Source organism: Candidatus Pelagibacter communis, assembly GCF_001179845.1.
GTDB lineage: Bacteria > Pseudomonadota > Alphaproteobacteria > Pelagibacterales > Pelagibacteraceae > Pelagibacter > Pelagibacter ubique_Q.
In genome coordinates this window covers 28,130-51,986 of record NZ_CVSB01000020.1, presented here as the reverse complement: position 1 = coordinate 51,986, position 23,857 = coordinate 28,130, and the positions used below count along the sequence as shown (strand labels likewise).

The 23,857-nt window shown below is 28.4% G+C and carries 24 protein-coding genes; 12 read left to right on the top strand and 12 right to left on the bottom strand.

Annotation, left to right across the window (positions count from 1 at the left end; all coding sequences use genetic code 11):
• Window positions 1-13: 13 nt before the first annotated feature.
• The 5 genes from rpmA to metX all read right to left on the bottom strand — a co-directional run bounded on the left by rpmA (window position 14) and on the right by metX (window position 3,181).
• The gene (gene rpmA, locus AMN81_RS01165) at window positions 14-268 is read right to left on the bottom strand and encodes a 50S ribosomal protein L27 (RefSeq protein ID WP_023854670.1); all 255 of its coding nucleotides are present in this window, start codon (window positions 266-268) and stop codon (window positions 14-16) included.
• Window positions 269-282: 14 nt separating this feature from the next.
• Window positions 283-681, bottom strand: coding sequence for a 50S ribosomal protein L21 (gene rplU, locus AMN81_RS01160; RefSeq protein ID WP_072090313.1), 399 nt, complete (start codon window positions 679-681; stop codon window positions 283-285).
• A gap of 64 nt (window positions 682-745) precedes the next feature.
• Window positions 746-1,465 carry a hydroxyacylglutathione hydrolase gene (gene gloB / locus AMN81_RS01155; protein WP_072090312.1) on the bottom strand — a complete coding sequence of 240 codons (720 nt, stop codon included), beginning with the start codon at window positions 1,463-1,465 and terminating at the stop codon, window positions 746-748.
• 1 nt (window position 1,466) lies between these two features.
• Entirely contained in the window at window positions 1,467-2,063 is a 597-nt protein-coding gene (metW, locus tag AMN81_RS01150; RefSeq protein ID WP_072090311.1) for a methionine biosynthesis protein MetW, read from the bottom strand.
• 2 nt (window positions 2,064-2,065) lie between these two features.
• A complete protein-coding gene (gene metX, locus AMN81_RS01145) occupies window positions 2,066-3,181 on the bottom strand; it encodes a homoserine O-acetyltransferase MetX (RefSeq protein ID WP_072090310.1) in 1,116 nt (371 codons plus the stop codon).
• Window positions 3,182-3,372: 191 nt separating this feature from the next.
• Here metX and hisC point away from each other — a divergent pair, with 191 nt between their 5' ends.
• Both hisC and AMN81_RS01135 read left to right on the top strand, forming a co-directional pair.
• Entirely contained in the window at window positions 3,373-4,458 is a 1,086-nt protein-coding gene (hisC, locus tag AMN81_RS01140; protein ID WP_072090309.1) for a histidinol-phosphate transaminase, read from the top strand.
• Window positions 4,455-5,351, top strand: coding sequence for a prephenate dehydrogenase (locus tag AMN81_RS01135; protein ID WP_072090308.1), 897 nt, complete (start codon window positions 4,455-4,457; stop codon window positions 5,349-5,351). The genes hisC and AMN81_RS01135 overlap by 4 nt, the downstream gene beginning before the upstream one ends.
• Here the strand turns inward: AMN81_RS01135 and AMN81_RS01130 are convergent.
• The 3 genes from AMN81_RS01130 to AMN81_RS01120 are packed head-to-tail and all read right to left on the bottom strand — an operon-like array spanning window position 5,348 to window position 8,902.
• Window positions 5,348-6,094: a C40 family peptidase gene (locus tag AMN81_RS01130; RefSeq protein WP_072090307.1), complete on the bottom strand. Its 747-nt coding sequence runs from the start codon at window positions 6,092-6,094 to the stop codon at window positions 5,348-5,350. The genes AMN81_RS01135 and AMN81_RS01130 overlap by 4 nt on opposite strands.
• Entirely contained in the window at window positions 6,084-7,460 is a 1,377-nt protein-coding gene (locus AMN81_RS01125; RefSeq protein ID WP_072090306.1) for an AmpG family muropeptide MFS transporter, read from the bottom strand. The genes AMN81_RS01130 and AMN81_RS01125 overlap by 11 nt, the downstream gene beginning before the upstream one ends.
• A gap of 2 nt (window positions 7,461-7,462) precedes the next feature.
• Complete coding sequence (locus AMN81_RS01120; RefSeq protein WP_072090305.1) at window positions 7,463-8,902, bottom strand: TrkH family potassium uptake protein; 1,440 nt, start codon at window positions 8,900-8,902, stop codon at window positions 7,463-7,465.
• 91 nt (window positions 8,903-8,993) lie between these two features.
• Between AMN81_RS01120 and AMN81_RS01115 the strand changes: the two genes are divergently transcribed.
• From AMN81_RS01115 to AMN81_RS01100, 4 genes are read left to right on the top strand one after another with little or no spacing between them, the layout of a single operon-like run.
• Window positions 8,994-10,556, top strand: coding sequence for a lysine--tRNA ligase (locus AMN81_RS01115; protein WP_102133208.1), 1,563 nt, complete (start codon window positions 8,994-8,996; stop codon window positions 10,554-10,556).
• A complete protein-coding gene (locus AMN81_RS01110) occupies window positions 10,556-11,608 on the top strand; it encodes a quinone-dependent dihydroorotate dehydrogenase (protein ID WP_072090303.1) in 1,053 nt (350 codons plus the stop codon). Before AMN81_RS01115 ends, AMN81_RS01110 begins: the two co-directional genes overlap by 1 nt.
• Window positions 11,609-11,660: 52 nt before the next feature.
• Window positions 11,661-11,972: a 50S ribosomal protein L28 gene (rpmB, locus tag AMN81_RS01105; RefSeq protein ID WP_023854682.1), complete on the top strand. Its 312-nt coding sequence runs from the start codon at window positions 11,661-11,663 to the stop codon at window positions 11,970-11,972.
• A complete protein-coding gene (locus tag AMN81_RS01100) occupies window positions 11,972-12,541 on the top strand; it encodes a queuosine precursor transporter (RefSeq protein ID WP_072090302.1) in 570 nt (189 codons plus the stop codon). The genes rpmB and AMN81_RS01100 overlap by 1 nt, the downstream gene beginning before the upstream one ends.
• Here the strand turns inward: AMN81_RS01100 and speB are convergent.
• The 3 genes from speB to AMN81_RS01085 are packed head-to-tail and all read right to left on the bottom strand — an operon-like array spanning window position 12,523 to window position 15,628.
• Window positions 12,523-13,398, bottom strand: coding sequence for an agmatinase (gene speB / locus AMN81_RS01095; RefSeq protein ID WP_072090301.1), 876 nt, complete (start codon window positions 13,396-13,398; stop codon window positions 12,523-12,525). The genes AMN81_RS01100 and speB overlap by 19 nt on opposite strands.
• Before the next feature lie 2 nt (window positions 13,399-13,400).
• Window positions 13,401-14,444 (bottom strand): 1,9-bis(guanidino)-5-aza-nonane synthase, encoded by a 1,044-nt coding sequence (locus AMN81_RS01090; protein WP_072090300.1) that lies wholly within the window; start codon window positions 14,442-14,444, stop codon window positions 13,401-13,403.
• A complete protein-coding gene (locus AMN81_RS01085) occupies window positions 14,444-15,628 on the bottom strand; it encodes a type III PLP-dependent enzyme (protein WP_072090299.1) in 1,185 nt (394 codons plus the stop codon). The genes AMN81_RS01090 and AMN81_RS01085 overlap by 1 nt, the downstream gene beginning before the upstream one ends.
• A gap of 169 nt (window positions 15,629-15,797) precedes the next feature.
• Between AMN81_RS01085 and AMN81_RS01080 the strand changes: the two genes are divergently transcribed.
• Window positions 15,798-16,361 (top strand): ActR/PrrA/RegA family redox response regulator transcription factor, encoded by a 564-nt coding sequence (locus AMN81_RS01080; protein WP_072090298.1) that lies wholly within the window; start codon window positions 15,798-15,800, stop codon window positions 16,359-16,361.
• On the opposite strand, the gene AMN81_RS01075 is transcribed toward AMN81_RS01080, so the two are convergent.
• Window positions 16,354-16,905 (bottom strand): biotin transporter BioY, encoded by a 552-nt coding sequence (locus tag AMN81_RS01075; protein ID WP_072090297.1) that lies wholly within the window; start codon window positions 16,903-16,905, stop codon window positions 16,354-16,356. The genes AMN81_RS01080 and AMN81_RS01075 overlap by 8 nt on opposite strands.
• A 114-nt stretch (window positions 16,906-17,019) precedes the next feature.
• Here AMN81_RS01075 and polA point away from each other — a divergent pair, with 114 nt between their 5' ends.
• From polA to tsaE, 5 genes are read left to right on the top strand one after another with little or no spacing between them, the layout of a single operon-like run.
• Entirely contained in the window at window positions 17,020-19,794 is a 2,775-nt protein-coding gene (polA, locus tag AMN81_RS01070) for a DNA polymerase I (RefSeq protein WP_072090296.1), read from the top strand.
• Window positions 19,795-19,844: 50 nt separating this feature from the next.
• Window positions 19,845-20,552, top strand: coding sequence for a response regulator transcription factor (locus AMN81_RS01065; protein WP_072090295.1), 708 nt, complete (start codon window positions 19,845-19,847; stop codon window positions 20,550-20,552).
• Window positions 20,552-22,093 carry a sensor histidine kinase gene (locus tag AMN81_RS01060; RefSeq protein ID WP_072090294.1) on the top strand — a complete coding sequence of 514 codons (1,542 nt, stop codon included), beginning with the start codon at window positions 20,552-20,554 and terminating at the stop codon, window positions 22,091-22,093. The genes AMN81_RS01065 and AMN81_RS01060 overlap by 1 nt, the downstream gene beginning before the upstream one ends.
• Before the next feature lie 42 nt (window positions 22,094-22,135).
• Window positions 22,136-23,422: an adenosylhomocysteinase gene (gene ahcY / locus AMN81_RS01055; RefSeq protein ID WP_072090293.1), complete on the top strand. Its 1,287-nt coding sequence runs from the start codon at window positions 22,136-22,138 to the stop codon at window positions 23,420-23,422.
• Entirely contained in the window at window positions 23,406-23,855 is a 450-nt protein-coding gene (gene tsaE / locus AMN81_RS01050) for a tRNA (adenosine(37)-N6)-threonylcarbamoyltransferase complex ATPase subunit type 1 TsaE (RefSeq protein WP_080986889.1), read from the top strand. The genes ahcY and tsaE overlap by 17 nt, the downstream gene beginning before the upstream one ends.
• Window positions 23,856-23,857: the final 2 nt, after the last annotated feature.

Here is a 23,857-nt window from a genome sequence, read left to right as displayed (position 1 = left end):
ATTGGTTGTACTATTAATTGGGCTTTACAGAAACGAAAGTTCTATCTGATTTAGATTTTTTGAAAACAACTTTCCCTTTAACAACTGAAAATATTGAATGATCTTTACCCATACCAACATTTTCACCCGGAAAAATCTTAGTTCCTCTTTGTCTAACAATTATGTTTCCAGGAATTACTGTTTCACCACCGTACTTTTTTACACCAAGTCTTCTACCGGCACTATCTCGTCCGTTTCGTGATGATCCACCTGCTTTTTTTGTTGCCATAATTTACCTAATAACTATTTACTTACTGCTTCCTTAACTTCTTCTTTTTTTGAAGTTTTAGAAATTTTTTCAGCTTCTGATAACACTTTACCATCTTTTGAAAAAATTTTGTTAATTCTTATCATAGAATATTCTTGTCTATGCCCATTTTTTCTTCTTGAATTTTGTCTTCTTCTTTTTTTAAAAATTAAAATAGTTCTATTTTTGCTATTTTTAATTAAATCAGCTTCTACTTTTGCACCCTCAACATTTGGGGTTCCAATTTCAATTGATTTGTTATCACCGTATGCCAAAATTTCATTAAACTCTATTTTGGTCTCAGGTTTAGTGTCTGGTAGTTTTTCAATCTTTAGAATTTCTCCAGATTTTACTTTATACTGTTTTCCACCTGTTTTTATTACTGCGTATGACATAGTATGATTTAATTTAAAGTTACCGCAATATAGTTGTAGTCAGCCTTTAGTCAAGCCGAATTAATTAGAAATTATCCTTAAAATCTCTTAATTTTGAAAAGGTTTTAACATCTTTTGCTCTTAAAAATATATTACACTCCAATTCCTCTTTTAAAGTTGACGGTATCGTAGGAATTCCATTTTCTCTTAATTTTTTTATTTTTTCTATTTTTTTTTGTAAATCTTTGTTCTCAGAGTCATATTTTTTACAAAATTTTGAATTGTTAAGAGTGTATTCATGACCACAATAAATTTTTGTGTCTTTTGGCAATAATTTAATTTTGTTTAAAGATTCAAACATTTCCTCATAAGAACCTTCAAATATTCTTCCACAACCAAGTGAGAAAAGTGTATCTCCAGTAAAAACTATTTTTTCTTTAAAAAAATTAAAACAAATATGTCCTGAAGTATGTCCAGGTATATGTATAATTTTAGCTTCAAAGTTTTCAGCTTTCCATATTTGATTGTCTTCTAACAATATATCTATTCCAGGTATTCTTTTTGAGTCTCCCTTAAAACCCACAACAACTGACCCATATTTTTTTTTTAATTCTTGATTTCCTCCAATATGATCATAATGATGATGAGTATTAAGAATATATTTTAATTTAATATTTTTATTTTTTAAGAAATTGATTATTGGTTCAGACTCACTGGGATCTACAACACACGCAAAATTGTTACTTTCGTCTATTATTAAATAGCTATAGTTGTCTTGAAGACAGGGTATAATTTCAATACGCATTTTATTTTTCTATCAAAAATATACCTAGATCTGCAAACAAATTTTTAACTCCTAAATTACTCTCATTTATTATTGATGAATTAAGATTATTTAAAGCGAGTGATTTAAAAATTTTAATATCTTTTGATTTTACAAAGTAAAAAAAATCTTTGATTGTACACATATGTAAATTTGGTGTGTTATACCATTCATCTGGTAATGTTTTTGTAATTGGCATTGTACCTTTAAATAATAAATGAAATCTTACTTTCCAGTATCCAAAATTAGGAATCGTAACTATTGCTTTTTTTCCAACTCTTAAAAGTTCATCTAAAACTAATTCAGGATTAAGAAAAGCTTGAAGGGTTTGACTTAAAACAACATAATCAAATGATTTGTCTGGAAATTGCTTTAAATCTTTTTCAGCATTTCCTTCAATTACAGTTAAACCTTTAGCAATACATTCTTGCACTTTTTCTTTTGAAATCTCTAATCCTCTTATATTTATGTTTTTATTATCCTTTAAAAATTTCATCAAGGTTCCATCGGCACAACCTACATCTAAGACTTTCTTATCTTTTTCAATTAGATCTGCTATTACCTGAAATTCATTTTTCATAATTAATTTTCTTCGTAAGATTTATCTAAAAAGTTTTTAAGTGCACTCAAGAAATCAGGAACGTCCAGTAAAAAGGAGTCGTGACCTTTATCTGACTCAATTTCTACAAATCCAACATCAGCTCCTATTGAGTTTAAAGCAATCACAATATCTTTGTTTTCTTGGGTTGGATAAAGCCAATCTGAAGTAAAAGAAATTATAAAAAATTTCGCGTTTGTATTTATAAATGCTTCTGAAAGATTACCATTGAATTGCTTAGCTAAATCAAAATAATCCATAGCTCTAGTAATATAAAGATAACTATTTGCATCAAATCTATCTACGAAAACTGAGCCCTGATATCTTAAATAACTTTCTATTTGAAAATCAGCGTCAAATCCAAATTTAAGATCTTCTCTTTCTTGTAACTTTCTTCCAAATTTTTCCTGCAAACCTTTTTTAGATAAATAAGTAATATGAGCTGCCATTCTAGCTACTGCTAATCCTTTTCCAGGATTAGTATTGTTTGATGTATAATTCCCATCTCTCCAGTTACTATCAGCTGTAATAGCTTGTCTACCTAGCTCGTTAAAAGCAATATTTTGAGCTGAATGACTAGATGTGGTTGCGATTGGTATCACTGTTCTAGATTTATCAGGAAAGTTGCTAATAAACTGAAGGACTTGCATACCTCCCATTGAACCACCAGTTATAGAAAACAGTTTATCAATACCAAAGTGATCAAGTAAATTATATTGAGCATTCACCATATCATTAATTGTAATAACGGGAAAATTTGTTCCAAAAATTTTTTGATCAGGATCTTTATGACTTGGTCCGTATGATCCCATACATCCACCAATTACGTTAGAGCAAATAACAAAATATTTATTCGTATCGATAGCTTTATCAGGGCCTACCGCATAACTCCACCAACCCTCTTTGTTAGTTACAGGGTTTATTCCGGTTACAAATTGATCTCCTGTTAGAGCATGAAAAACTAATATTGCATTATCTTTTTTTGAATTAAGTGAACCGTAAGTTTCATAGGCAATCGGAAAATCTTTTATGGTCTTTCCACAGTCTAATTTTAGTAGTTTCTTTACAATTAAAGTTTTTATGTTTTTCTCAGTGTTCATATTTTTTGACTGTTTCGAATTGTGAGAAAAAAAACTATTTTAGCGGTTTTTTTTAAGCGCTCGCAATTCAGTTAAATCAGCGCATAATTTTTTTACTAGAACTTATTTATTATGTCAATTTTTTAAAAAATCCTCTTATTCTCTATAAAATTTTGTAATTTTATCTATAAAGAGCACATAAATTAAAAAAAATGATAACTCCAAATTTCAAAAAATTTAAAATTGAGGCTTATAAGCCTGGTAAATCAAAAGTTAAGAAACTTAAGAATGTAATTAAGCTTTCTGCAAATGAATCTGCTTTAGGTATGAGCCCTGAAGCAAAGAAAATAATATCAAATAAAAATATGAATTTAGATAAATATCCAGATGGAAAATCTCAAAATTTAAGAAAAGCAATATCTAAAGCATATAAATGTAATTCTGAGAAAATTATTTGTGGAGCTGGTTCAGATGAAGTTATTCAAATGCTTTGCCAGTTGTTTTTAAACCCAAAAGATGAGGTTGTGGTACCAGAATACAGTTTTTTAATGTACAGAATTTACTCAAAAATTGTAGGTGCAAAAATTGTATTTGCAAAAGAAATTAATTTTAAAGTTTCAGTAAATGAAATTTTAAAAAAAATAACAAAAAAAACTAAAGTTGTGTTTATAGCTAACCCAAACAATCCTACAGGAACTTACTTAACGAAAAAAGAAGTTTTAGAATTAAGAAAAAGATTAAATAAAAAAATTTTACTAGTTATAGATGATGCTTATGCAGAATATATGAAAAACAAAGATTATTCATCTGGGTTAGATTTGTTTAAAAATAAAGACAATGTTTTCATACTTAGAACTTTTTCAAAAATTTTTGGATTAGCTTCTCTGAGAGTAGGTTGGGGATATGGATCAAAAAAAATAGTTGATGCTCTAAATGTTATAAAACCACCATTTAATGTAAATGGTATTGCTCAATTAGCTGCCACCGAGTCACTGAAGGATAAATCTTTCATAAATAAATCGATTAGACATAATTTATTATATTCTAAAAAAATTAAGAAATTTCTTGAGATATATAATATTTTTTCAAATTCAGTTTCAGCAAATTTTTTGTTACTTAATTTTGAAAAATGCAGATATTCTGCAAAATTTCTGTATGAAAAACTTAAAAATAAGGGAATTATTTTAAGATCAACAGAAGATGGTTATCATATAAAGAATAAATTAAGGTTAACTATTGGATCTAAAAAAGAAAACTTAAAATTTATGAGTGTTATTAAACAAGTATTGAAAAAATGAAAAATATTTTAATTATTGGCTGTGGATTATTAGGTTCATCTTTATTAAGGCGTATTAGCAAAAAAAAAATAGCAAAAAAAATATTTATTTATGAAAAATCAAAATCAAATATTGCTAAGATAAAAAGATTAAAATTACCTGGAACAATTGTTAAATCATTAAAAGAAGGTGCAAGTAATTCCGATTTAATTATCTTTTGTACACCAATGAGTGAATACAAAAATATTATTTTAAAAATTAATAAATTTATACCATCGAAAACATTGATTACAGATATTGGTTCTTCAAAAATTGAAACTTCTAAAATTATAAATAAATTTTTAAAGAAAGGTATTCATTGGATTCAAAGTCACCCAATAGCTGGATCAGAGGTCAGTGGACCAGAGCATGGTAAAGAAAATATGTTTGCTGATAGATGGTGCATAATAATTAAAGAAAAAAATATAAAAAAAAATAATTTAAATATTCTAACTAAGTTTTGGAAAAAAATTGGAGCAAAAGTGGTTGTTATGAGCGCTGAAAAACATGACAAAATTTTTTCTATTACTAGTCATTTACCACACTTAATTGCATATAATCTGGTGAAATCAGCACAAGATTTTGAGAAAAAACAAAATTATAAGCTAATCAAATATAGCGCTGGTGGATTACGAGATTTTTCTAGGATTGCAGCATCAAATGAAATCATGTGGAGAGATATTTTTTTTAACAATAAAAATAATATTTCAAAAGCGATTGATTTATTTATTAAAAATTTAAATCAATTTAAAAAAGATATTAATTCAAAAAATAATAAGTCTATTGTAAAGAAACTCATTCAAACTAAAAAAGTAAGGTCAAAAATCATCAAATTGAAACAAGATATTGATAAACCTGACTTTGGAAGAAATTAATATTTTATTCTAGATAATTTTTTTACCTTTAGCTTGGCAGTTTTTTCAATTCTATCAATTGTTTCTATAATTGGCATAATAATTACTTTTCTTTCTGGACCATAAGCGTGTATTAGTTGTTTAGAATTTAAACACATAGCAACATGACCTTTCCAAAAAATAATATCTCCTTTTTTAAATAGTTTTTTCTTTGAATTCCTTTTTGTATATTTGATCTGATCTTTTGTATCTCTTGGATAAAACGAATTATTATAAAAATAAAATATTTGCAATAAGGCTGAACAATCAATACCTTTAAATGTTTTTCCACCCCAAACATATTTTACGTCGAGAAATTTTTTAAATATTTTTGTAAAATTATTTTCTTTATGGTTTATTTTTTTAATATCTGCTTTTTTAATCCATTTATTTTTTTCAATTTTTACGTAATTCTTATTTTGCTCAAATACAGATAATTTGGATGCAAGTGGAAGCCAACTGCTAGTTCCAATTCCAGGTTTTTTATAAATCTTTGCTTTTAGTGAACTGACTTTATAATTGGGGTTAAATTTTTCTATATATTTTGAATTTTTTATAAAACCCTTATAATTATCAAATAAAGTTTTAATTTTTATCCAATTTTTATTTTTTGCTAATATTTTGAATTTTTCACCATGTATAATTTGTGAAGTTACCTCAGATCTTTTCGAAGGATTTTTGTAAATATTCGAAAAATTACCTATAAAATAAAAATTATTTTGCACCAATTTTAATTTTGTTTTTAATTAACCACAAAAAAATTAATGATGGTATCACCATTATAGTCGTTAAAACAAAAAATGTTCCCCAATCTCCGTTTAACCAGTCAACTAGAGCTCCAGAGGATGAAGCTAAAGTAGTACGACCAGCAGTACCAATTGAAGCAAGCAATGCATATTGTGTGGCTGTATAAGTTCTATCAACTAGTAATGATATGAATGCAACAAATGCTACAGTTGCAAAAGCTGCTGTGATATCATCAGCTATAACCGCAATTGCAAATAAAATTTCTGATTTTCCGGTCCATGCTAAAACTGCAAATAAAAGATTGGTTATAGCCATTAACCCACCAGCAAAGAACATGGTTTTAATTGTTCCAGCTCTCATGGCCATTACTCCACCCAACAAAGTAAATACAACTGTTGTTATCCAGCCAAGTCCTTTTGAATAAATTGCAATTTGACCTTTGGAGAAACCAATTTCTTTATAAAAAACAATAGACATTCTTCCCATAAATGCCTCACCTATCTTAAACAAGAAAACAAATCCTAAAATTCCAGCTGCAATGGCAAAACCATTTTTTCTAAAAAAACTAATAATAGGTCCGCCTATAGTTCCTGTAATATATGCGATAAAGTTTGTAATAATATTGCTAGATCCAAGTTTTCCTTCAATTAATTTGTCTGTTTCTCTCTGTTTTGCTTGTCTGTTTGTCTCTATAGGTTCATGAACAAACATTAATCCAATATTCATTAAAATTATTAAAATACCTAAAATTAAAAAAGTAGCTTGCCAGTAGTCAGCCACCCCTAGGTTTTCAAAAAATTCTGCTGTGAATAAAGCAACAACTCCACCTAATTTATATCCTGTCCACCAACCAACAACAGCCATAGCTGCACCAGCAGCCATTGATTTTCCCTCATTTTCGTTTATCTGTTCAATTCTTAATGCATCTACAGTTATATCTTGGGTTGCTGACGCAATAGCAATAATTAAACCTACAGTAATTAATAAAGCCAAATTTTCAGTTGGATTAATCACACTCCAAACAACAAGACTTAACAAAATAATTAATTGCATCAAAACTATCCATCCTCTTCTATGACCTAATTTTTTTGTTAGCATTGGAATTTGAATTCTATCTATAATTGGAGCCCACAAATAATTGAAAGCATATACTCCAAAAATTAAACCTGCCCATCCAATTGTTGATCTACTAAGACCTTCTTCTTTAAGCCAAAGACTTAAGCTACTTGCAATTAATACCCATGGAAATCCACTTATTGCACCTAATAAAAGAATTCTTACCATTCGAATATCTTTATAAACTGCAAGAGAATCAAGCCATGTTTGTTTTTTTGTTTCAGACATAATTAATTTCTCCAAAAAGATGGTAAGAACAATACTAATATCGCAAACAACTCAAGTCTACCTAAAATCATACCTACAGTTAAAATCCATTTAGAAATATCAGGTAAAGCCGAAAAATCTCCATTAGGCCCAATAATAGGACCTAAACCTGGACCTACATTTGATATTGATGTTGCTGCTCCAGAGATAGCAGTTATAAAATCGAGACCTGTTAATGATAATAATGCAGCTAAAATAAAAAAAATAACAAAGTAAAAATAAATAAATGAAATTATTGATGCAATAAATTTATCATCAACAGATCCTTGATCGTATTTAATTACAAATATTCCCTTGGGATAAATAATTTTTTTTAATTGATTTAATATAAATAAATAAAGAATTTGAATTCTAAAGATTTTAATACCACAAGTAGTAGATCCAGCACACCCTCCAATAAACATTAGTGCAAGAAATATTGTTATAGGGAAGCCTCCCCAACTATCAAATTCAGCATTGACATAACCTGTTCCAGTCAATATTGAAATTGTATTAAAAAAAATAGATCTTAAACTGAAGTTTCCGTTATTATTAAATAATAAATAAATTGATAATATAATAATGCTTATAATTATTATTTTAATAAATGATCTAATTTGAATATCGCTTAAAAATATTCTTTTATTACCACTAATAAATTTAATATATGCAATAAATGGAATACTTCCTAGAATTATAAAAATCATCGATGATATTTCTATTGGAATACTGTTAAAATATCCGATAGATTGATTATAATTGGAAAATCCACCTGTAGCTATGGTAGTCATAGAATGAGTTAAACTATCAAATTTTCCCATTCCAAATATCCAATATGATAATGCACAAAGAACGGTTAGACCTGAATAAATATAAATAAGTCTTAAAGCTATTTCTTTCGATTTAGGAAGAATCTTTTCAGATGAGTCGTTACTAGAAATTTTAAATAATTGCATACCACCAACATTCATTATAGGCATTAGGGTAATTGCCATTACAATTATACCAATACCACCCAACCACTGAAGTATTGCTCTCCATAATAAAATTCCTTTTGGTGTATTCTCTAGGTCAGAAATAATTGTAGATCCAGTTGTTGTAATACCAGACATACTCTCAAAAAAAGCATCAGTAATTGAAAGCTCCATAGTCGAAAATATAAATGGTAAAGATCCAAAAATAGCAATACTTAACCAAGACAAAGCAGTTAATAAAAATGCTTGTTGTAAATTTAACTTTTTGTCGTGGTCTAGATTTGAAAGAAAAAATAAGGATCCAAAAATTATTGTCACAATAGATGCACCAAAAAATGATGAATCTATTTCAGAATAAATAAATTGAGCAATTATAGGGATGAACATTGAGATCCCTAAAATTATTTGCAAAATTCCAAGTGTAAAAAAAACAGTTTTATAATTAGACATTTTGAAAGAACATTATTTTATGGTAAATAAATTTCAACTCTATAAGAATTAATAAAATCGCCAATTTAAGATTTTTATAAAAGATATACTCGTGATTAAAAAAGAAATTTTAGACAAAACAAGTGCTTGGCCTTTCGTTGAAGCAAAAAAAATGCTTCGTGAGAGAAAATCATTTATTGATAAAAAAGGTAAAATTACTCTTCAAACAGGATATGGTCCAAGTGGCCTTCCTCATATAGGAACATTTGGTGAGGTAGCAAGAACTTCAATGATGGTTAATGCCTTAAAGCAACTTACAGATTTACCAACCGAGATAATTACTTTTTCTGATGATATGGATGGTTTAAGAAAAGTTCCTGATAATGTTCCTAATCAGGAATTACTAAACAAAAACTTACATAAACCATTAACACAAGTTCCAGATCCATTTGAAAAATTTGCAAGTTTTGGAGAACATAATAATGAAATGTTAAAAGATTTTTTAAATAGTTTTAATTTTAAATATAGTTTTAAAAGTTCGACATCTTTATACAAAGGTGGTTTTTTCAACTCAACTTTAAAAATTATTTTAGAAAATTATGATGGTATAATGAATATTATACTTCCAACTTTAGGCAAAGAACGTCAACAAACTTACTGCCCCTTTTTACCTATTTGTCCAGATACAAGTCATGTCCTCGAAATTCCAGTTATAGAAATTGATAAAAAAAATTCTAAAATAATTTTTGATAATAAAGGTAAAAAATTAGAATCTAGTATTTTGGATGGAAATTGCAAATTACAATGGAAAGTTGATTGGGCAATGCGATGGTATGCTCTAGATATAGATTTTGAAATGTACGGAAAAGACCTTATTGAGAGTGCAATTTTATCAACTAAAATAATAAATTTGATTGGTAAAAAACATCCATCTGGATTTGCCTATGAATTATTTCTTGATGAAAAGGGTGAAAAAATTTCAAAATCAAAAGGAAACGGTATTACTATTGACCAGTGGTTAAAATATGCCTCACCTGAAAGCTTATCTTTATACATGTATCAAAATCCAAAAAGAGCAAAAAAACTTTATAAAGAAATAGTGCCTAAAGCTGTGGATGACTACCTTGATAATATTGAAAAATCAAAAAAACAAACTGAACAACAATTAGTGATGAATCCTGTTTGGCATGTTCATAATGGACATATTCCAAAAGAAGAGATGATTATGACCTTTTCTATGTTATTAAATTTAGTTGAAACAAGTAACGCTGATAACAAAGATTTATTGTGGAAGTTTGTTAAAAAATATAAATCTAATATCCATGAAAAAAACTTTCCAATTTTTGATGGACTAGTTGGTTATGCAATTAAGTATTTTAATGATGTTATTAAGGCTCAAAAAAAATATAAAAAACCGTCTGAAAATGAAAAATTAGCTCTAAAAGCTTTAGTTAAAACTTTAGAACAATGTAATGATCAGATGTCTCCTGAGGATATACAAACATTAATTTATTCAACAGGTAAAGAGAATGGGTATTCAGAAAACTTAAGAGATTGGTTTAAGTTAATCTATGAAGTGGTGTTTGGAGATGAAAATGGACCTAGAATGGGTTTTTTTATAAGTTTTTTTGGTGTTAACGAAACAAAAGAATTGATAACTAGTAAATTGAAATAATGTATTCAAATTTAAGATCTTTAATATTTAAAATAGATCCTGAAAGAGCACATTTTTTAGCAATTCAATCACTCAAACTCAATTTAGTTTCAAATATATTTGATGAAAACAAAAATGATCCCATTTTAAAAACAAAATTATTTAATCAAGATCTTGATAATCCTATTGGTATTGCTGCAGGTTTTGATAAGAATGCAGAGGTATATAACCCTTTATTTAAGCTAGGTTTTGGATTTGTTGAAGTAGGTACAGTTACTCCATTAAAACAATATGGAAATGAAAAACCAAGAGTATTTAGATTGGTAGAAGATCAAGCATTAATTAATAGGTTAGGTTTTAACAACCACGGATCAGATACAATATTAAACAGAATAAAATTAAATAAAAAACTAGGCGTGCTAGGTGTAAATGTGGGTCCAAACAAAGATTCTAATGATAGATTGAATGATTATTTAATAGGATTAGAAAAATTTTCTGAAGTTGCAGATTATATTACAATCAATATTTCTTCACCAAATACTGAAAATCTAAGAAACTTTCATGATGAGAATAAATTAAAAGAGTTATTAAAATCTATCTTAGAGAAAAAAAAACAATTAAAAACTGAAATTCCTGTAGCTGTAAAAATTTCACCAGATATAAATGAAAATCAAATTGACTTAATTTCAGAAATACTTTTAGAAAATGAAATAAGCGCAATAATAATTTCAAATACTTCCGAAGCTTCTCGGGAAACACTTCAAAATATACAGAGACATCAAAAAGGTGGTTTATCTGGAAAACCTATTGAGAAAAAATCAAATCTTTTAATAAGTAAATTCTACAATTTAATAAAAGGTAAAATTAAAATAATTGGAGTAGGTGGTGTTGACTCTGGTAAAGCAGCTTATGACAAGTTTTTATTAGGAGCAGATTATGTTCAGTTGTATACCGGCATGGTATTTCAAGGACCCAATATTGCTGGGATGATTAAAAAGGACCTAAAAGAATTACTAATAAGAGATGGTGTCAAAAATTTCACAGAAATTGTGGGAAATAAAACTGTTTCTTAAATGTATTAAACTTGACGCCTTCAATATCTCACCTTATATAGGCACTGTTATTATGTCAAAAAAATGCGAACTTACCGGTAAAATTCCTATGAAAGGTCATAATGTTAGTCATGCTAACAACAAGACTAAAAGAAGATTTTTACCTAATCTTAAAAAAGTAAAATTTACAAGTGAGCTTACTGGAAGAAGTTTAAAACTTACTGTAAGCAACTCAGGTGTAAGATCAGTTGATAAAAAAGGTAGTTTTGATGAATTTTTAAAAACCGTAAAAAATAAAAATTTATCTCCTAGATTAAAAAAGTTAAAAAAAGTAGTTTTAATTAAATCCCCTTTTAAAAAGAAACCTGTAGCTAAATCAGCTTAATGAATAAATTATTTATCACCCTGTCTATAATGATGGGGGTTGTTGTACTATCTTCTAATTATTTAGTTCAGTTCCCAATTAACTATTTTGGATTAAACGAGATTTTAACTTATGGAGCTTTTAGTTACCCAATAGCTTTTTTAATAACTGATTTAGCGAATAGGTCTTATGGAAAATTATTAGCAAGGCAAATTGTGTATTTGGGCTTTTTAATAGGAATTATATTTACATTGTTATTCTCAACTGATTTTGCAGATTTAATCTCTGTTAGAATTGCAATTGGATCAGGCGTAGCTTTTATTACCGCTCAATTGTTAGATATTCAAATTTTCGATAGATTAAGAAAAAAAGAGTGGTTTGTTGCACCACTCACCTCATCTCTGATTGGATCAACAGTCGACACATTTTTATTTTTCTCAATATCATTTTATGCAACAGGGGTACCTTGGGTTACTTTATCTCTTGGAGATTTAGCGGTAAAAATTTTAGTTGCTATAATAATGTTGATACCATTCAGAATGTTATTGAAAATAATTAAACCAATTAAAGTTCAATATAAAAATTTATAAGACAAAATTTTATAAGCTAATTTTGCAACAAGAAAATTATAAGAATTAAATCCTTTAATTGGGGATAGTTCATTAATATCTGCACCAACAATTTTTGAGTTCTTTGCTGCAATTCTTATTATATCTAATGTTTCGTCCCACAAAAGTCCTCCTGGTTCAGGTGTACCAGTCGCAGGCATAATACTTGAATCTAGTCCATCTACATCGAATGTTAGATAAACAGTTTTGTTTTTAATCAGTTTTTTAAATTTAGACAAATTCCATTTTTTTTTATCTTTTGCCCAAAAAATATTTATTCTTGAAGAATTTTTTTTTAAATATGGGATTTCACTTTCTGAGATATTTCTTATCCCAAATGAAATTAAAGAAACATTTTTATAATCTAGACATCTTCTAATTGCTGAGGCATGTGAAAATTTTTCTCCATTATAGCTTTGACGTAAATCTGCATGTGCATCAAAATGCAAGAGGCAAATATTTTTATATTTTTTAGTAAAAGGAACAATACACCCAGGAGTTATTGAATGCTCTCCACCTAAAGTCATTGGAAAAAGCTTTTTATCTAAAATTTCTTTATTAATATTTGAGATTTTATTAAGTGCTTTTTTAATATTTTTATCAATTTTAAACGGTTTTAAAGTTTTAATACCTATTTTTTTATAAGGTTCACAATTAAGTTCTTCATCATACAGCTCAACTTGATGAGATGCTTTTATGATTTCTTTAGGTCCGTTTCTTGTTCCTCCCCCATAACTGACTGTTTTTTCTAATCCAAATGGAATAATCACAGCTTTTTCTCTAAAGCTAAATTTATTATCAATTCCTAAAAACCCGTTTTTATTTGAGAGATATTTCAATTTTATTCAAAAATTTTTGTAAAGTTTTTTCTTGCTCTGTTTTTCCACTCACCCTTATGATAAGCATCACTTGCTATCAATGGTAAAACACTAGTTGCTTCTGCAAACACCATCTGTTCTTTTGTAATATCTACTTTCCCCCATGAACTTGCTTCTTTTAATGTGGAGCTGCTACATGCACCGTCTCTACTATCAGCAACAGTAATTTGAACAGCATATTTATGCATGTCTACATCTTTTCCTAATAGTTCAGCGCAAATAACAGTATCTTGAATAAAGTTTTTAGGCACACCACCACCAATCATGAATAATCCAGAACCTTTAGATTTGATTTTAATTTCTGTTAGTTCTCTAAATTCTCTAACTGAGTCTATTGTCATATGTTTTTTTGGATTTTGTTCTTGATGCATAACTAACCCGAATCCTGCACTTGAGTCAGTGAAAGCAGGGCAGAAAATAGGAACATTGTTGTCAAAAGCAGTTTCAATTAAAGATTCTTTTTTCTTTGAGTTATTTTTTAAATATTTTCCCATTTCATAAATGAACTCTCTTGAAGTATAGCTTTTAGCGTCTAAGTTATTTGCGATTTCACATATTATTTTATCACACATTTGAAGCTCTTCTTCATCTATGTAGGTATCGTAAATTCTATCTATGTAGTTATTCCTCAGCTCAGTATCATCTTGAAATTGTGAACCTTGATAATGTTTAAAACCAAGAGCTTCAAAAAAATCCATATCTACTATTGAGGCACCTGTCGCAACGATTGCATCTACCATATTATATTTAACTAAATCTTTATAAATGTTCATGCATCCAGCTGCCGAAGTAGAACCTGCCAAAGTAAGGAAAATTGCACAATCTTTATCTTTAAGCATCTCGTTATAAATATTAGCAGCATTTGCTGTTTCTCTAGAAACAAATGACATTTTTTCCATTGAGGATATAATTTTTCTACTATCAAAAGAAGTTATATCGATGTGCTCAACAGGATTTTTTAAAAAATCTCTTTTACTGTTATGACCTGGATTTTTTTGACCTGACATTAAGCTACCATGTTAGCTTTATTAATGTCTTTGTCATACATTGTCATTATTGGATTATCTTCAACTTCGTAAATTTCATTTGAGTAATAACCGTTAAACTGAGTTCTAAATGTTAATCCGTATGCACCAAGTTGACCGAGTTCAATATAATCATTTTCTTTAATATTATTTGGAAGCAAAAAAGGACCTTTCATATAATCCATACTATCACATGTAGGTCCAAAGAAATCAAAAGCAGTTAATTTTTTTGAAATTATTTTATTAGAATTTTCTTTAATCATTCTAGATGGGAATACAATGTTTGGTGTGCCTGCATCAAAAAGAGTACCATATGTACCATCATTAATATAAAGCTTTTGTTTTTTCCTTAAATTAACCCTTACAACTGTAGAGCCACTTTCTGCAACTATAGCTCTACCAGGCTCACAAATAATTTCAGGAAGTTTTTCAAGCTTTAGATTTTCTAAACTCTTTTTTATTTCATTAAAATAACTATCTAAAGATTGTGGAATTAAGTCAGGATAGATTGTAGGAAAACCTCCACCTACATTAATGTAATGTGGAATAATTTTTGTCTTTTTAATTATATTTCCAATTTCACTAATTCCTTTCGAGTAAGAAATTGGATGCATACATTGTGAACCAACGTGAAAACTTAAACCAATTTTTTTAGCATGTTGTTTTACAAGTCTTAATAAACCTATTGCTTCTGATGTTAAAGCACCAAATTTTTTTGATAAATCAATTTCTGCATGTTCATTTGAAACAGCAACTCTTACAAATAACTCTAAATCTTTAGCGTTATTTGTACTTTCAATTATTTTAATCAGTTCATCTTTAGTATCTAATGAAAAAGTTTTTACACCAAAATTAAAATATGCTTCTTTTATACTTTCTCTACTTTTAACAGTATGCATATAAGAGCATTTTGCTGTATTGCTAAAAGTTCTAATATTTTTAATTTCCTCAATTGATGCAACATCAAACTGCTCAACTCCACTTTCTATGATTGTTTTAATTACCTCAGGGTGTGGATTAGTTTTAACTGCATATAAAATTTTACCTGGAAATTTGTTTAGGAAAAATTTAACAGCAGATTTAATGGAATTCTTTCTAATACAGTAAACTGGTTTTTCAGGTTTCAGCTGATTAACTAATTCCTCAACTGATTTAAATTTTTGCATTTTAAATGCCTCCAAAAAAAAATTTAATAAAAAAAAGTCTTTTTAAAAAAAAACTTTAATATTTTTTGGCATATAAAGTAAACAGCACTAAAGTAAAGCAAATAATTCAAGCCAGTAATGCGTAAAATTCATATATTGTAATATTTTATAGAGACCCCATATAAGGTCTATGAAAGAAGAGGCAAAACTACAGAATCTTAATGATTTTGAAAATAAGTCATTATTAATCGTGGATGATGATAATCCTTTCCGTGAGCGTTTAGCAAGAGCTATGGAAAAAAAAGGATTTGAAGTTTTTCAAGCAGAGAGTGTGCAAAAAGGAGTTGAATCTGTAAAAGCTAAAAAACATGGTTTTGCAGTTGTAGATTTAAGACTTGGAGATGGTAATGGACTTGAGGTTGTAAAAGAAATTCAGTCTTCAAATCCTGATAGTAGGATTATCATGTTAACTGGTTATGGAAATATTCCAACGGCAGTTGCCGCAATCAAAGAAGGTGCTATAGATTATCTAGCTAAACCTGCTGATGCAGAAGATGTAGAGAAAGCATTATTGGCAGATCCTTCAAAAAAAGCAGTACCACCAGAAAATCCCATGTCGGCTGACAGAGTTAAGTGGGAACATATACATAGAGTTTTCGAGCTGTGTAACAGGAATGTATCAGAAACAGCTAGAAGACTTAAAATGCACAGAAGAACTCTTCAAAGAATTCTTTCTAAAAGATCACCTAGATAAATTTTTTAATTTTAATTATTTGCTTAGTTAAAAGAGCTAAAAGCATAATTTTAAAAATCTCGGCTAATAGAAATGGTTTTGCACCTAAAGTAAAAATTGGCTTATCCCATCCAATCAATGTTCCAAGCCAAATAAGACCCAAAATATAAATTGTTGAAGTTGCGATAATTAACTTAAATAAAACAACGAAAAAATTATCATCAATCTTTATTTTAGAAGCTAAGTAACAAGCTGTTAAAAAACCAATTAAGTAACCCATAGTTGGTCCTGTAAAGTAAACTAATCCAATGCCTTTTTCTGGAGAATTTGAAAATACGGGAAGTCCTGCAATTCCTTCAATTAGATATAGACCAATTGTAGCTAATGCAATTTTATACCCTAAACTTATTCCTAAAAATAATACAACAAATGTTTGCATAGTCATAGGAACTGGATAGAAAGGAATTTTGATCTTTGCTGATATGGTTAGTGCTATAGAACCAAGAACAATAACAACCAGAGATTTAAATAGTTTAGGTTGAGTGAGATTTTTTGTTAATTCCATTGTTAAATAATACTCAAAATATAAAAAATAATCTACTTATAATTGTTATAATAATTGAAAGTAAATATTTTTATATACAGAATATATTATCATTATAATATTTAATATTACTTCATGAATAAAATTCAAAAAACAGATCATTTTTATTTGATTGATGGCTCTGGTTATATTTTTAGAGCTTATTATGCTCTGCCTCCGTTGACTAGAAAAAGTGATGGACTTCCAACAGGTGCTGTAAGTGGTTTCTGCAGTATGTTATTTAAATTACTAGAGGACTCAAAATCTGATCAAAATTTGCAAAAACCAACACATTTTGCGGTAATATTCGACTCAGCAAGAAAAACTTTCAGAAATGAAATTTATACTGATTACAAAGCTAATAGGTCAGAGGCTCCTGATGATTTGGCTCCTCAATTTGAATATATAAGAAAATCAGTTCTAGCATTCAATTTACCATCTGTAGATCTTCCTAATTATGAAGCAGATGATTTAATAGCCACATATGTTGATCAAATTCTCAAAGAAGGTGCAAAGGTTACAATTATTTCATCAGATAAAGATTTAATGCAGCTTTATAAAAAAGGAGTTCGAATTTTTGACCCAATGAAAAACAAATTTATAACTGATGATGATGTCTTAAAAAAATTTGGGGTAGATGCCTCAAAAGTTATTGATGTGCAATCTTTAGCAGGAGATAGTAGTGATAATGTTCCTGGTGTTCCAGGGATAGGTGTTAAGACAGCTGCAGAGCTAATTAACAAATATGGCACTTTAGAAAATTTACTAAATTCTGCTCACGAGATTAAGCAAAACAAAAGAAGAGAAACATTAATAGAGAACAAGGATAAAGCACTAATAAGTAAAAAACTTGTAACACTAGATCATAACTCTCCTGTTAATAGAGAGTTAAGTGAATTTAAATTGCAAAATATAAATAAAGATAAATTATATAAATTTTTAAGAGAAATGGAATTTAACAGGTTGTTAAGCTCTGCAATTTCTGCTTATGGAGAACCTGAACTAGAAAGTAACAAGATTGAAACTCAAAATTTAGAAAAACTACAAACGATAAATAATAAAAATTATTACTTAATAAATAGCTTGGATGAAATTGATAAATGGATAGAGGAAGCAGAAGAAGTTGGTGAAGTTGCTGTAGATACAGAAACCACTTCATTAGATCCTCATCAAGCAGATTTAGTGGGTATTTCTCTATGTTCTAAAATAGGAAAAGCATGTTACATACCAGTTGGTCATAAGTCACCCAAGTGTCTTAAAAAAGACGCAGTAATTAAAAAATTAAAAAAAATATTAGAAGATCCCAGTATAAAAAAAATAGGTCAAAATATAAAATTTGATTTTATCGTATTTTATAAGTGTGGAATAACGCTTTCATCAATGGAAGATACAATGTTGATGTCTTATGTCTTAGATGCAGGAAAAAATAGACATAATATGGATATTTTATCAGAAATTCATTTGGGACATAAAACTATTTCTTTTAAGGAGATGGTAGGCATAGGTAAGAAAGAAATAAATTTCAGCGAAGTAGAATTAGATAAAGCAAAAGATTACGCTGCTGAAGATGCTGATGTTACTTTTAGATTATATAAGAAATTTATCAAAAATTTAAAATCAGAAAAAATGATAAATATTTATGAAATTTTTGAAAAGCCATTAATTAAAATTCTTGCATTTATGGAAATAGAGGGAGTTGAAATTGATAGTAAGTTTTTAAAATCTCTTTCATCTAAATTTGAAAAAAAAATCAAAAAAATTGAAAAAGAAGTATTTAAAATTTCAAAAAAAGAGTTCAATATCGCATCCCCAAAGCAATTAGGTGAAATAATTTATAATGACCTGAAAATAGCTGAATTAAAAAAAACTAAAAAAGGAAGTTTCGCAACAAGTGCAAGTGTCTTAGAGGATTTAGCTTTCAAAGGTCATAAGTTTCCAAAATTAATTTTAGACTGGAGACAAGTTTCAAAATTAAAAAATACCTATTCAGATGCTTTACCTGAACATTTAAATCCAAATACAAAAAGAGTTCATACTTCGTTTTTGCTGGCTGCTACAACGACTGGAAGACTTGCATCTAGTGATCCCAACTTACAAAACATACCAATTAAATCAGAAGATGGAAAAGATATAAGAAAAGCATTCACTGCAAAAAAAGGGCACCTATTAATTTCTGCAGATTACAATCAAATTGAGATGAGAATTTTAGCAGACCTGGCAGATGTAAAAGAACTGAAAAAAGCTTTTAAAAATAAAGAAGATATTCACTCTTTAACAGCTAGCCAAATATTTAATATTGATATTAAAAAAGTTAATCAAGACCATAGACGAAAGGCCAAGGCTATTAATTTTGGAATTATTTATGGAATTTCGCAATATGGATTAGCTAAGCAAATAAATGTATCTAATTATGAAGCTGAGGAATTTTTAAATTCATATTTTGCAAAGTTTCCAGAAATTAAGGTTTATATGGATAATACAATAAAATTTTGCAGGAAAAGAGGATATGTTAATAATATTTTTGGAAGAAGATCTCATTTTAATGGAATTAATGACAAAAATTTTAATGTAAGAAATTTTCAAGAGCGTGCTGCAATAAATGCGCCTATTCAAGGTTCTGCTTCTGAAGTAATGAGACTGGCTATGATAAGATTAGATAAAAAATTATCGGAGCAAAAAAATTCTAATTCAAAAATGCTATTGCAAATTCATGATGAATTAATTTTTGAAATTCCAAAAAAAGACGAAAAAGCAATGATTAAATTAATTGAGAAAGAAATGACTAGTGTAGCCGAAAGTGATTATCATTCTTTTTCTACCCCTTTAACGGTTGATATTAATGTTGGAGATAATTGGGGAATGCTACACTAAATTTATAACATTGCCCAAATTAGGACAATTTAGTATTTTTAAGTTAGGTTATGCAAAAACATACAATAGCTTTGATAGATGATGATAGAAATATTTTAACAAGTTTAAGTATTGCATTAGAAAAAGAGGGTTTTAAAGTTCAAACATACATTGATGGTGAAAGCGCATTAATTGGTTTAACCAGAATGCCTCCTGATTTAGCAGTTATAGATATAAAAATGCCCAAGATGGATGGAGAAGAATTATTAAAAAAACTTCGAAAAAAAACTTCTTTACCTGTAATTTTTTTAACATCTAAAGATGAAGAAATTGATGAATTGCTAGGTTTAAAATTGGGTGCAGATGACTTTGTTAAAAAATCTGGAGGTTTTTCTATTAAAGTTTTGATCGAAAGAATTAGAGTGCAGTTAAGAAAAAAAGATTCAAATAATATTCTAGAGGAAAGTAAAAGCCTAATATCTCATGGAAGATTAAAATTAGATCCATCACAACTTGAGTGTGAATGGAATGGAAAACAGTTGCCTGATAAATTGACAACAACTGAGTTTTTAATAGTTAAAGAATTAGCCAAAAGACCCGGTATAATTAAAGAAAGAGCTCAGCTCATGGATATAGCTTACAGAGAGGACACTGACATTGAGGATAGAACCATTGATAGTCATGTAAAAAGAATTAGAAAAAAATTTAAAAAAGTAGATCCTGATTTTTCAGCTATTGAAACTAGGTATGGTAGTGGATATAGATGGAATGTTAGCTAATGTTTAGTAAATATCTAAAAACTCTCTCTATATTAAAGAAATTTTTATTTATAAATTTCATAATTTTTACAATTATTGGATTATTTACATTTACATATCTGAATAATATCCATCCAAGTTTAATAAAAAAAAAATCTCAAAATCACACAAACATTATTAACAACACTGTTGATAATATTTTAAGACTAGATGTAAAATTCCAATCTGATGATATTAGAAAATTTTTATTTTCCACAAGGTTTATTTTTCAAAATTTAGATAGAGTAATATTTTTTGATGATCAACTTAACCTTATTGGAGACACAGATACTTTAGATCTTGATCCGAGATCATTCTCTACGAGACTTGATAAAATTGAATTTGAAAGTTTAGATAATGAGGAAATAGAAAAAGCTATTGAGGAAAAAAATATAAAAATTGATAAAAAAAAACCTGTTTCATTCAAAGATATATTAAAAAATTATTCGAGCTCCGAATATTTAGGAGCTCCTTACACATTTACGCAAGAAGATTTTAATCAATTTAATGTTACAACAATTAAAAATGTTACAAAGAATGAAATTAATCTTGGTTATGTAGCTATTACAGAAAACGCTAATGAAATAAAGACAGCGATAGATGAGAGAAAAGCATTTGTAATAAGAACAGCTATTTCTGTAGGATTTGTAATATTAATTTTTTCTTTTGTTTTAAGCAGATATTTTATTAAACCAATACAAAATCTTGTTGGATATACAATTCGTATTAAAGAAAAAAGTCAAGCTAAACCAGGTATTGAAAATCTTAAAAAAAGAAATGACGAATTAGGACTTTTATCTAATTCATTAGAAGATATGACAAATGAGCTTCAAAACAGAGTTACTCACGCAGAAAATTTTTCAACTGATTTGGTTCATGAGATTAGAAATCCATTAGCATCTTTAAAAAGTGCATCAGAAATTTTACAAGATACAAATGATAACGAACAAAGAAATAAATTATTAAATATACTTAGTCACGACGTACAAAGAATAGAAAGGCTAATTACCGATTATTCACAAATGTTAAAAGATGAAGTTGCTTTAAGTAAAGAAAAAATGAAAAAAATTAATGTTGAACCTATTATTCAATCTGTTGTTGATGATTATAATAATATTCATCAAGTGAAAAAAGGAATAAAAATTGAATATAAAAATGACGGAAAAGAAGAATATTATATAAATGGAATAGAAAATAGAATTGAACAAATCATTGCAAATTTATTAGATAATTCAATATCATTTAGTAAGGACGGTGCTAATGTTTTTGTTGATGTTTCTGTTAATAAAAAAAATCAAATATCAATCAAAATTATTGATGAAGGACAAGGATTTAAAGAAAAAGACACATCAAGAATATTTAAAAGATTTTATAGTAATAGACCTGAAAAATTTGGAGAACATTCAGGCTTAGGTTTAAATATAGTAAAAAATTTGGTTGAACTCCACGATGGTGAGATTGTAGCATCTAATCGAATTGATAAAGCAGGAGCAATGATAGAGATAAGACTTCCCAATGTTTAATCATTTCTTGATAAATAAATACTTAGCTGTATAAAGCTTGACATGGAAGATTATAAAGTAAATGACATTGGTCAAGCTGAATTTGGTAGAAAAGAAATATCAATAGCTGAAAGTGAAATGCCTGGTTTAATGGCTTTAAGAGAAGAGTATTCTAAAGAAAAACCATTAAAAGGTGCAAGGATTATAGGATGTCTTCATATGACAATTCAAACGGCTGTACTAATTGAAACCTTAGTTGCATTAGGTGCCGAAGTTCGCTGGTCTTCTTGTAATATTTTTTCAACTCAAGATCATGCAGCTGCTGCAATTGCAAAGGCTGGGATCCCTGTTTATGCCTGGAAAGGTGAAACTGAAGAGGAATATTTATGGTGCATTAAACAAACTATAGTTGGAAAACCTGACTGGAAGCCTAACATGTTATTAGATGACGGTGGTGATTTAACAGCTATCATGCACAATGAATATCAGGATTTAATGAAAGATATTAAGGGTGTTTCAGAAGAGACTACCACTGGAATTAAAGCACTAAATAAAATGGAAAAAGATAAATTGCTTTTAGTTCCAGCAATAAACGTAAATGACTCTGTCACAAAATCAAAATTTGACAACTTATATGGATGTAGAGAAAGTTTAGTAGACGGCATAAGAAGAGCTACTGATGTAATGATGTCTGGAAAAATTGCTATTGTTGCTGGTTTTGGAGACGTTGGAAAAGGGAGTGCTGCTTCCTTAAGACAAAGTGGAGCTAGAGTTTTAGTTACAGAGGCAGATCCAATTTGTGCTCTTCAAGCCGCAATGGAAGGTTATGAAGTGGTATTAATGGAGGAGGCTATAAGTAGAGCGGATATAGTTGTAACGGCAACAGGTAACAAAGATATTGTTACTGCAGACCATATGAGAGATATGAAGGATAGAGCCATCTTATGTAATATTGGTCACTTTGATAATGAAATACAAGTTGAAGCTCTTAGAAATTATAAGTGGACTGAGGTAAAACCCCAAGTACATGAAATAGAGCTACCTAGTGGTAAAAGAATTATTCTTTTAGCTGAAGGAAGATTAGTTAATCTTGGTTGCGCAACTGGACATCCAAGCTTTGTAATGAGTGCATCATTTACCAATCAAGTTATTGCTCAAATAGAACTTTGGCATAATCATAAAAATTATGAAAATAAAGTTTATGTACTTCCAAAACATTTAGATGAAAAAGTAGCAACTTTGCATTTAAAAAAAGTTGGGGCAAAACTAACAAAATTATCAAAAGAACAAGCAGATTATATAAGTGTTGGAACAGAAGGTCCTTTCAAACCAGATGCCTATCGCTATTAAAGATAGCAAAATAGATATCACTTCAGAGAAGTTAACTAAAGAATTAGCTAAAGAATTTACAAAATATCTCAAAGGTGGCGAGTTTGTTTTTTTATATGGAGAGATGGGTGTGGGTAAAACTACCTTTATTAAATATTTTATAAATGAGTACCAAAAAATAAATAATTTAATGCAAACAGAAATTACAAGCCCTACTTTTAGTTTATTAAATGAATATCAGGTGAAAGATATAAGAATAAAACATTATGATTTATTTAGAATTAATAGGAAACAAGACGTCAACAATTTAGATATTTTTGAAAAAGATAATAAATTAATAACACTTATAGAATGGCCACAATTGATTGCCGATAAAAAAGATATTAAATTTATAACTTTAACATTTAATTATTTAAATGATTTAAATAATAGAAGTGTAGATATAAAAGTTTGAAT